This window comes from Dinghuibacter sp. (assembly GCF_035492835.1).
GTDB lineage: Bacteria > Bacteroidota > Bacteroidia > Chitinophagales > Chitinophagaceae > Dinghuibacter.
This window is the reverse complement of sequence record NZ_DATJIY010000204.1, coordinates 1-9,950: the sequence shown is the minus strand read 5'-3', so window position 1 is coordinate 9,950 and position 9,950 is coordinate 1. Positions and strand designations below refer to the sequence as shown.

Genomic DNA, 9,950 nt, shown 5'->3' with positions numbered 1-9,950 from the left:
GTACTTCAACTCGGATGGCCGGGCGGGGAGCATGTGCGGAAATGGGGGGCGGAGCATCGTGCGTTTTGCGCACCAGCTCGGGTTGATCGGGCACCACGCGACGTTTACGGCGGTGGATGGGGTGCACGAAGGGACGCTCGGAAACGGCGACTGGGTGCGGTTGAAGATGAACCCGGTCCACAAGGTGACGAAGGCGGATGGGCACTATGTATTGGATACGGGGTCGCCTCACTACGTGACGCACGTGGATAATGTGAAGGACGTGGCGGTGAAGGAGACCGGGGCGGCCATACGGTATAGCGAGCCTTTCGCGGAAAAGGGCATCAACGTGAATTTCGTGGAATTGAACGCGGATGGCAGCATCTTCGTACGGACATACGAGCGCGGGGTGGAGGATGAGACGTATTCCTGTGGAACGGGGGTAACGGCTTCGGCTCTCGTGGGAGCGCGCGCCAAGGGACCTGGGAAGGTCGACGTGCAGACGCTGGGGGGGAGGCTCCAGGTGGAATTTACAAAGGTCAGTGAGCATGACTTCGAGGACATCTGGTTGTGCGGGCCGGCCACGTTTGTGTTCAAAGGGGAAATTGAACTTCAATGATCCAATATTTTAAGAATTCCGGGGGCCAGACCATCGAGATCGACAAGCCGGAGAACGGCATTTGGGTGAATATCCTGCCGCCGCTGAAACAGGAGGAGTTTGCCGATCTTTCCGAGACGCTCGATATACCGATCGACTTCCTGACGGATTCGTTGGACATCGACGAACGCAGCCGGTACGAGACGTCGGACAACGTGAAGCTGATCGTGTTGAACACCCCGACGGAGAACAATTCTTTCAACGAAAGCGACGCCTATTATATCACGATCCCGATCTGTATCATCCTGACGCACGGTCAGATCGTTACGGTGAACTCGTTCGAGAACGGGGCGATCAAGAAGTTCCTGAACACGTTCAAGAACCGCAACCCGGACAAGAAGAATATGATGGTGCTGAAGGTCTTCGAAAAGGTGGTCCAGAACTTCATGGAATACCTCAAGGAAGCCAACCAGCGCCGGAACCTCCTGGAGCAAAAGCTCTACCAGCACGGAAAGAACGAGGACCTGTTGCAGCTGGTGCGAATCCAGAAGAGCATGGTGTATTTCGTAACGGCGCTCCGGTCGAATGAAACATTGATGGCCAAGATGGTCCGGACTAATTTCCTGCAGCTGAACGAGGAGGAAAAGGAGTTCCTCGAGGACCTGATCGTGGACAACGCACAGGCGCTGGAGATGGCGAACATCTATACCAATATCCTGGCGAGCACGATGAACGCGTTTTCCAACATCCTCGCGGGGGACCGGAACAGCATCCTGCGCTGGCTGACGGCGACGGGAGTCGTGTTATCGCTGCCGTTGCTGGTGGCGGTGATGTTTTGTATGAAGATACCGCTGCCGCTGGCGGATTCGCCGGTGGCCTTTTATGTGGTGCCACTGGCGTGCCTGGCGATTTCCGGGAGCGCTTGCGTCTTTTTTATCCGGAATAAATACTTCTGATGTTTAGTATCCGTGTCTATGGTCTCCTGGTGGACGATCAAAAAAGGGTGTTGGTGAGCGACGAATACATCCGTGGGATGTACATCACCAAGTTCCCCGGGGGCGGCCTGGAATTCGGGGAAGGCACGCGCGACTGTCTGGCGCGTGAGTTCATGGAGGAGATGAACCTGCGCGTCCGGGTGGACGATCACCTGTATACGACGGACTTTTTTCAGATGTCCGCATTCAATAAGGAGTACCAGATCATTTCCATCTATTATTATGTAACGGCGCTCGAGCCGATCCGGGCGCCGCTCCGGGACGAGCCGTTCCAGTTCGACGAACGGGAGATGGAGATGTACCGGGCCACCGGCGAGACGGAGACCTTCCGGTTTGTGGAATGGGAGGCCTTTGGCGAGGGCTCGGTGACGCTGCCGATCGACAAGATCGTGGCGGAGATCGTGCGCGGCCGCAGGAAAGCCTAATCGCGCAGCGGCGGCGAAAGGCGGGTGGGGCGTCAGCCAAACCACTCGGCGAGGTCGGCCAGCTGGAGAGCCGTTTTCGCGGCAGCGGTTAGGTCGCGGACTACCCTACCCTCGCTCATCATGATCAAACGGTTTCCGTAAGTGTGCGCGTCGCGCAGGTTGTGCGTGATGAGGATCGTCGTGAGCCGGTACTCGCGCGCGAGATGGTCGGCCGTGCGCATAATCAGGGCGGCAGAGCGCGGGTCGAGGGCGGCGGTGGGTTCGTCGAGCAGCAGGATGGAGGTCTTGTCCATGACGCTCATCAGCAGGGTGAGCGCCTGGCGTTGGCCGCCGGAGAGGGTGCCCATGGGCTGGTCGATCTTGGCTTCGAGACCCATGCCGAGGGTGGCGATGCGGTCCCGGACGAGGCGGCGGAAGCTATCGCTCACGCCTATGCGCAGTCCCTTGGGGCTGGTGCGGAGGGCGGCCAGCCGGAAATTATCGAGGATGCTGAGCTCGGGGGCGGTGCCGCTGAGCGGATTTTGAAAAACGCGCGCGACCCAGCGGCTCCTGCGGTGTTCAGCCAGCCGGGTGACGTCGGCGCCGTCGAAGACGACGGCGCCCGAGCTGGGGAGGACGGCGCCGGCGATGACGTTCAACAGCGTGGTTTTGCCGGAGCCGTTGGCGCCCACGAGGACAACAAAGGAGCCGGTCTCCACCGCCAGGGTAACGCCGTCGAGCGCGGTCACCTGGGTGGGTTCGCCGGGGTTGAAAACCTTATGGATGGCATTGAGCTGGATCATGCGGCTTTTTTGAGACGGAGTACCGGCGCCCCGACGATCGCCAGGACGAAGAGGGCGGTTATGAGCTTGAGCAGGTTGGGGTCCACGCCGATGGATAGGGTGAAGGCCAGTACGAGCTGAAAAACGAGCGATCCCAGGATCACGACGGGCAGCTGCAGCCAGATCGGGCGGATACGGAACCAGCGGATGAGGCGGTCGCTGATGAGCACCGAACCCAGACCGGTGATCACGACGCCGATCCCCATGTTGATGTCGGTAAAGCCCTGGTACTGGGCGACGAGAAAACCGCCGAGGGCGGTGAGCGCGTTGGCGATGGCCAGGCCGATGACCTTCATCCGGTCGTTGTTGACGCCGAGGGCGCGGGTCATGGATTCGCTGTCGCCGGTGGCGCGCATGGCGATGCCGAAGTCGGTGCGCAGGACGTAGGACAGCAGGAGCGTGAGGACCGCGATCGCGACGAGGGCGGCGATTAACGGATACGACGCGAAAATATTGGTGACGTTCACCAGGGGTATCGTCGAGCGGCCCATCAGGCTGAGGTTGACGGAATAAAGCGCGGTCATGACGAGGATACCCGCCAGCAGGGCGTCGATCCTGAGCTTGGTGTGGACCAGACCCGTCGCGCAGCCGGCAAGACCGCCGGAGAGGATGACGGCGGGGATCACGACGATCAGCGGGCAATGCCTGGTCAGCAGGACGGCGGTCACGACCGCGCCGAGCGTGTAGCTGCCGTCGGTGGTGATGTCGGGAATCCGGAATATTTTCATGCTGATGAAGATACCCAGTGCCACGGCGGCGAGACAGAGACCGAGGATGAGCGCCGAAACGTAGAATTCCATCAGTGGAGGGGTTGGAAGGTGGACGGCAGCGTCAAACCGAATTTGGCGGCAGCCGTGGGGTTGAATACGCGTTTACGGACGATGACCTTGGCCCAGTGGATGCCGTTAGTGGAGCGCGTGCGCAGGAATTGCGCGGCCTGTGCGCCGGATTGATAGCCCCATTGGTACATATCCGCGCCGTAGGCGGCCACGGCCCCGCGGGCAACGAGCCCCGCTTCGCTCGTAAAGACGGGCACGTGGGCGGCGTCACAAGACTGGACAATGGTTTCGAAAGCACCAAAGATGGTGTTGTCGGGCATGGCAAAAAAGGCGTCGATGTTGTGGCTGAGCAGGGATTTTGCGACGAGCGGGACGTCGGCGGTGGCGTTGGCGGGGAGCGCGATCACGGTCACCTGTAGCTGCCGGGCGAGCGCCTCGATGCGCTGTAGGGCGTCGGCGGACTGGGGCTCGGCCTGGTCATAGATCAGGCCGACGGTCAGCGTAGCGCCATGGGGTTTGACCACATCCTTGATCAGGGCAAAAGAAGTGTCGATATAGTCCTGGGTGTCGGCGACGCCATATAGATTGGGGGCGTTCTGCTCGTTCACCTGCGATGGGATCGGGCTGACCATCATAAATACCGGGATATCCCTGGTTCCCTGGAGGGCGGCGACAGTAGCGGCGGAGGGGTTGGTCCCGATCAGGTCGACCTTTTCGGAAACAAAATATTTGACGACCTGGGCGAGTGTAATGGGGCTGCCCTGGGCGTTGCGGTAGAGTATGCGGACCGTCTTTTTGTCTTCGGAAAAACCGCTGTCGCGGAGAGCGGCGAAAAAACCCTGTTTGGCCTGGTCCAGCGTGTTGTCGACGAAGGCGTCGGCAAAGCCTACCGTGGGGACTGAGCGGTCGGAGGGGTGGCAGGCGGCGAGGAGTAACAGGAAGAGGGGAAGGACCTTTTTCATAATATAAAGAAGTCTATTAGCTGAAGAAGACAAAATGCGCCGTTGGTCCAGATCAGCCAGGAGGGGACGTGGGCAACGGGTGCGACGCGGGCATCGGGAGGGACGCGGGCGGCGGCCAGCTTCCCGGTCCTCCAGGCCACGATGGCCCACACGCAAACGACCAGGTTGAGCCAGAAGCTCATGACGACGCCCAGCACGAACAGGACGGAGGTAGCCGGGCCGCCGGGAGTGAAGGGATCATGCGCCACCACGTTCCACAAGCCGCAGGTTAAAAACGCAAGATTGCCGATAAAAGCCACCCGGGACATCGTTCTAAGCCAGGCCATAAGGGCAAATTTACGGCCTGGGAGGCACTTTTGAATATTTACGGCAAAAGACCTTAATTTGCCAACTTATGAACAAATTCAATTGGAAGAAACTGGTGCCGCATATCGTGGCCATCGCCGTTTTTCTGCTGGTCGCCGCGATCTATTGCGGGCCCTCCCTGCAGGGTAAGGTAGTCGGAGGAAACGACGTCGCCGAATGGCAAGGGGCGGTTCACCAGATGGAGGTATATAAAAGTACCCACGGACACTATCCTTTGTGGAGCAACAGTATGTTCGGGGGTATGCCGGGGTTCCTGATCGCCATGGGCAAGACCAACCCGATTCCCATGAATTACTTCCTGGCGCTTTTCAACCTCTTCCTACCCAGCCCCGCAAGCTACTTTTTCCTGATGTGCCTGGGTTTTTACTTCCTGGCGCTGGTGCTGCGGGTCAATCCGTACATTTCGATCATCGGCGCTCTCGGCTACGCCTATGCGAGCTTTAGCGCGGTGCTGATCCTGGCGGGTCACCAGACGGAGATCTGGGCGATGGGCTACGTCCCCTTCGTGCTCGGCTCCGTGCTCCTGCTCTACGAGGGCAAATACCTGTGGGGAACGGCGCTGACGGCGTTGTTTTCCTACCTCCTGATAAACATCAACCACATCCAGATCGCGTACTATGGCGGTATCATGGCGGTGGCCATGGCCATTTCCTACGGGGTGAACGCGATCCGGACCAAACAATATAAGGGCTTCATGCTTGCCTCGGCGCTGGCGGTCGCAGGGGGTGCGCTCGGGGTGATCAGCAACGCGGGTACCTTATTAACGAACTACGACTATTCCAAGGAAACACAGCGGAACGGGGCGCTGACACTGAACGAGACCTCCGGCAAGATGGAAAAATCGTCGGGCCTCGACATCAAATACGCCTTCAACTGGAGCGAAGGCGTCGGCGAAACGTTTACGCTCGTAGCCCCCAACTACTATGGCGGCGGATCTGAAGTGCCGCTACCGCAGGACGGCAAGCTGGCCGAGGCGATCAGCAACAACCACCTGGACAGCCAGCCGCAGCTGGCGCAGGAAGTTTACCAATCATTCCCGGCCTATTGGGGCGAACAGCCCAGCGTATTCGGCACGGTTTACCTGGGGGCGGTCATGGCGACGCTTGTCATTTTCAGTTTGTTTTATTTGAAGAGCAAGCATAAATGGTGGCTGGCAGGGGTGACCGTGTTCGCCATACTGCTGTCGTGGGGATCGAACTTCATGGCCTTTAACAGCTTCATGTTCGAGCACTTCCCGGCCTACAATAAATTCCGCTCGCCAACCATGAGCCTGGTGATCCCCCAGCTGACCTTCCCGATCCTGGCGATCCTGGGACTGCAACAGCTGTTCTTTGGCGAAGGGGATACGGCCTATAACCTGGCCCGTTTCAAAAAGGCCGCGATCGCCATGGGCGCGCTCGCGGTGGTGTTGATCGGGTTGTATTTCGGTTCCAGCTATCGCTCCAGCCGGGACAAGCATATCGAAGACCAGCTCACGCAGATGGCCAAGGGCGACGCCTCCATCGGACGGAGCATCGTCAACGCCGCGGCGGCGGACAGGCAGGCGATCTATGGGAGCGACCTGGTCAGGACGCTGGTGTTTATGGCGTTGGCGGCCGGGATCCTCTTCTTCGCGGTCAAGGGCCGCATCAAAAAGGGGATCGCCCTGGGCGCCCTGGGCGTCCTGTCTTTTATAGACCTGATCCAGGTCGACCTGCGCTACCTGAACGGCGACAGCTATAAGGACCCGGACGAGGCGGCGGCCGTCTTTAATCCAAGCCCGGCGAGCCAGCAGATCCTTCGGGACACTTCCTACTATCGTGTCATGAACTTTGCCGCCGACGCCTTCAACGACGGCGTGACATCCTACTTCCACAACGCCATCGGCGGGTACCATTCGGCTAAACTGGCACTGTTCCAGGACCTGTTGAACAACCAGCTCTCCAAGCAGCCGATCAACATGCCGGTGTACAATATGCTAAACACCAAGTACTTTATCGTCCCCGACCGGCAAACGGGCCAGGCGCAGGCCCAGCAGAACCCGGGCGCGCTCGGCCCCTGCTGGCTGGTCAAGACCGTGGACTTCGTGGACGGCCCCGCGGCGGCGATGAAGGCCCTGGATAATTTCAACCCGCTCGACACGGCGGTCGTGGAGAACAGCTTCAAGGGAGACGTTCCCTTCATGCCCCAACACGACTCCGCGGCCACGATTGGGCTCATCAGGAATGACAACGACCTGGCCTGGTACCGGAGCTCGAGCACGTCGAACGAATTCGCGGTCTTTAGCGAAATCTACTATAGCCGAGGCTGGAGGGCCTATGTAGACGGCATCGAAACCCCGATCGTCAAGACCGACTACCTGCTCCGCGGGTTGCCGTTGAAACCGGGGAAACACGAGATCCGTTTCGAGTTCCATCCCGACGCTTACTTTACCGGTTTGAAAGTCGGCGGCATCGGCGCGGCGCTCATACTCCTGCTCCTGGCGGGAGCCATCGTCACCGACGTACGGAAAAAGCAGGCGGCAAAAGCCTAACGCGAATGGAAAAGCCCGTACGCCTTTCCGTCGTCATCTGTTCCTATAACCGCCAGGACTATATTACAGGCGCCATGGACAGCCTGTACCGTCAGACGCTGGATAAGGCGGACTACGAGGTCATCGTCGTCGACAACAACAGCAAGGACGATACGGAGGTCCGTTGCCGTGTGTATATCGGCACGCACCCCGACGGGCGTTTCCTCTACCTGACGGAGACCCGGCAGGGGGCGAGCTTTGCCCGCAATACCGGGGCGGCGCTGGCGCAGGGGGAGTTCCTGGTGTTTATGGATGACGATGCGGTAGCGGCGCCGGATTTCCTTGCGCGGATTTTGGAATTCTTTAAAGAACACCCCGGTGCGGGCGGCATGGGCGGCCGGATCATACCCCGTTACATCCCCGCCGAGCCGAAGTGGATGTCGCACTACGTGTCCTCGCTGGTCGGCAACTTCGATTACAGCCCCGTCACCGTGGAGTTCGCGCCCCAGCGCTACCCGCTAGAGTCGAACATGGTGGTGCGTAAGGCCGACTTCGACAGCGTGGGCGGCTTCAATACCGAGCTGCCCGGCGTCAAAGGCACGCTGCGGATCGGGGGGGAAGGAAAGGAATTTTTTTTCAAGCTAAAAGAACTCGGCCGCACCATATGGTACGACCCGGCGGTCAAGGTCGAGCACGTCGTCGAAATCCGCAAACTGACGCGGGAATACATGTACCGCGTGGCTTCGGGCATCGGGCGGGGGGAAAGCGTGCGGACCAAGGCCATCGGACACGGAGCGTATTACCGGAAGATCGGGGAGTACCTGTATAAGCTTTTTGGCTCTTTTGTGCTCGGCGCGCTGTATACGTTGAGGGGACAGCCCGCGAAGGCCATGCCGGTCATACGGTTCCGGATAGATGCGCTGCGCGGGCTTACGGATAACAAGCGTTAAAGTACTTTATAGAAAAACGGTTTCCCGCGTACGATACGCGGCGTCCACCACCACAGGCGCGCGACATTGCGGCCGAATTGCAAGGCCGGCCGCGGGCTGCGGAGGGTGACCAGGTTCCCCAGCAGGAACACCCAAAAGCCAAAGGTATAACCCAGCAACAGGACAAAGAACCACCCCACCCCGAACTGTTTGCGCACCCGCAGGTGGTTGGACAGCATCAGCTGGAAATCCTTGGCCGTGGTGAGCCCGGTGTATCCTTTACCGTCCTTGACGGTTTCGCCCTGCAGGTGGATGACGTGCTCGTCCCCGTAAATGCACAACTTTCCAAGCTTGTTTAAACGGCTGCACCACTCGACCTCTTCCGCGTACAGGAAAAAGTCCTCGTCCATCAGCCCCGCCTTGTCGATGGCGGACCGCTTGACCATCAGGAAGGCCCCGCTGATCCACTGGACTTCGTGTATACTGCCGGCCTCGCGGACGTTGGGGACCTTTGTCCCGCTGCGGTAACCCAGCCAGCGCAGGATGGCGCCCAGGTAGGGCAACGGGAGCAGGTGGTTGAGACCGCCCTTCATAAAAAAGTTACCCGATATCTGGGAGGAGAGGTCGGGGTTGAGGAGCTGGACGCCACAGGCCACGTAGTCGCTGGCTGAAAATTTCCTATAGGCATTCTCCACGGCGTGGGACAGGACGATGGTGTCGGGGTTGAGGAGCAGCACGTCCCTGCCGCCCGCGGCGCGGATGCCCGCGTTGTTGGCGCGGGCAAAACCGGCGTTGTAACCCATATCGATCCATTGGACGGAAGGGAACGCTTCGAGGACACGGTTACGGCTATCGTCCCTGGAATCGTTGTCCACCACCCATACCTGCAAGGCCATGCCGGTGGTCTCCAGGTAAAGACTGCCGATCGCGTCCAGGAGCAGGCCCGCGGACCGGTAATTGACGAATATCACCGCCAGGTTTTCCTTCATATCCGATTTGAGTGTGTCAGGTAATGTACGAACATCAGGCCTTTTGAGATTGGGCCGGTTTTAAGAAGGGTCTTGGGTATCCGGTGCTGCCAGCGGATCATGCTTTGCAGCGCCCGGGGTAACGGGTCGGTGTAACCGGCATTCCTTATGTCGTCGATGCTCCGGATGTTCAGGTTGCGGTAGAGCCGCCAGAAATAATCGTAGACCACCAGGTTCTTCAGGTTTTCGGGACCGTTTTTGGCCAGCAGGAGGTGGTTCTCCGGGACCTGGACCCCGGGGACGCCAAAGGTGTAGGTGGTAACCTGGGTGGGGTTGATGCCGACATTGACGAGCGGCTCGTCGATGTATTTCCAGGCTCCATGGGCTTTCAGATACCGGATATAGAACTCGAAATCCACTACCCATTTGAACCTTTCGTCAAAGAGGATGTGCGGGTCCTGGCGGAAGAGGGTGCAACTGGGGTTGCCGATATAGTTAGCGCCAAGCAAGTACCAGGGGCTGCTCTCCAGGCGGCCGCGGCCGATGGCGCTTAACTTTACGGGTTCTATCCGGCCGGTGTCCTCGTGTACGTTCTGATAGGCGGAAAAGAAAAAATCGGTGCCCGGATTGGCCTCGA

11 protein-coding genes are annotated in these 9,950 nt (G+C 59.4%); 5 read left to right on the top strand and 6 right to left on the bottom strand.

Annotated features, from left to right (window positions below):
- The 3 genes from dapF to VL547_RS19160 form a co-directional block, all read left to right on the top strand.
- Positions 1 to 598 (top strand): diaminopimelate epimerase (gene dapF / locus VL547_RS19170; protein WP_325580935.1); only part of this gene is annotated, 598 nt, incomplete at its 5' end.
- Entirely contained in the window at positions 595 to 1,533 is a 939-nt protein-coding gene (locus VL547_RS19165) for a magnesium transporter CorA family protein (RefSeq protein ID WP_325580933.1), read from the top strand. The genes dapF and VL547_RS19165, both read left to right, overlap by 4 nt.
- Positions 1,533 to 1,997 (top strand): NUDIX hydrolase, encoded by a 465-nt coding sequence (locus tag VL547_RS19160; RefSeq protein WP_325580931.1) that lies wholly within the window; start codon positions 1,533 to 1,535, stop codon positions 1,995 to 1,997. Before VL547_RS19165 ends, VL547_RS19160 begins: the two co-directional genes overlap by 1 nt.
- Before the next feature lie 32 nt (positions 1,998 to 2,029).
- Here VL547_RS19160 and VL547_RS19155 read toward each other — a convergent pair whose 3' ends face one another.
- Genes VL547_RS19155 through VL547_RS19140 form a run of 4 tightly spaced genes read right to left on the bottom strand, consistent with a single transcriptional unit; the run spans position 2,030 to position 4,885 of the window.
- Positions 2,030 to 2,779 carry an ABC transporter ATP-binding protein gene (locus VL547_RS19155; RefSeq protein ID WP_325580929.1) on the bottom strand — a complete coding sequence of 250 codons (750 nt, stop codon included), beginning with the start codon at positions 2,777 to 2,779 and terminating at the stop codon, positions 2,030 to 2,032.
- Positions 2,776 to 3,618, bottom strand: a complete 843-nt coding sequence (locus tag VL547_RS19150; RefSeq protein WP_325580927.1) for an ABC transporter permease — start codon at positions 3,616 to 3,618, stop codon at positions 2,776 to 2,778. The genes VL547_RS19155 and VL547_RS19150 overlap by 4 nt, the downstream gene beginning before the upstream one ends.
- Positions 3,618 to 4,559: an ABC transporter substrate-binding protein gene (locus VL547_RS19145; RefSeq protein WP_325580925.1), complete on the bottom strand. Its 942-nt coding sequence runs from the start codon at positions 4,557 to 4,559 to the stop codon at positions 3,618 to 3,620. Before VL547_RS19145 ends, VL547_RS19150 begins: the two co-directional genes overlap by 1 nt.
- Positions 4,556 to 4,885: a hypothetical protein gene (locus VL547_RS19140; RefSeq protein WP_325580923.1), complete on the bottom strand. Its 330-nt coding sequence runs from the start codon at positions 4,883 to 4,885 to the stop codon at positions 4,556 to 4,558. Before VL547_RS19140 ends, VL547_RS19145 begins: the two co-directional genes overlap by 4 nt.
- Positions 4,886 to 4,953: 68 nt before the next feature.
- Here VL547_RS19140 and VL547_RS19135 point away from each other — a divergent pair, with 68 nt between their 5' ends.
- Together VL547_RS19135 and VL547_RS19130 are read left to right on the top strand one after the other, a co-directional pair.
- Positions 4,954 to 7,437: a YfhO family protein gene (locus VL547_RS19135; protein ID WP_325580921.1), complete on the top strand. Its 2,484-nt coding sequence runs from the start codon at positions 4,954 to 4,956 to the stop codon at positions 7,435 to 7,437.
- Between the two features lie 5 nt (positions 7,438 to 7,442).
- Positions 7,443 to 8,366 carry a glycosyltransferase family 2 protein gene (locus tag VL547_RS19130; protein WP_325580918.1) on the top strand — a complete coding sequence of 308 codons (924 nt, stop codon included), beginning with the start codon at positions 7,443 to 7,445 and terminating at the stop codon, positions 8,364 to 8,366.
- Here VL547_RS19130 and VL547_RS19125 read toward each other — a convergent pair.
- A complete protein-coding gene (locus VL547_RS19125; RefSeq protein ID WP_325580916.1) occupies positions 8,363 to 9,334 on the bottom strand; it encodes a glycosyltransferase family 2 protein in 972 nt (323 codons plus the stop codon). The genes VL547_RS19130 and VL547_RS19125 overlap by 4 nt on opposite strands.
- Positions 9,331 to 9,950: hypothetical protein (locus VL547_RS19120; protein WP_325580914.1), on the bottom strand; the 620-nt coding region annotated here is incomplete at its 5' end. The genes VL547_RS19125 and VL547_RS19120, both read right to left, overlap by 4 nt.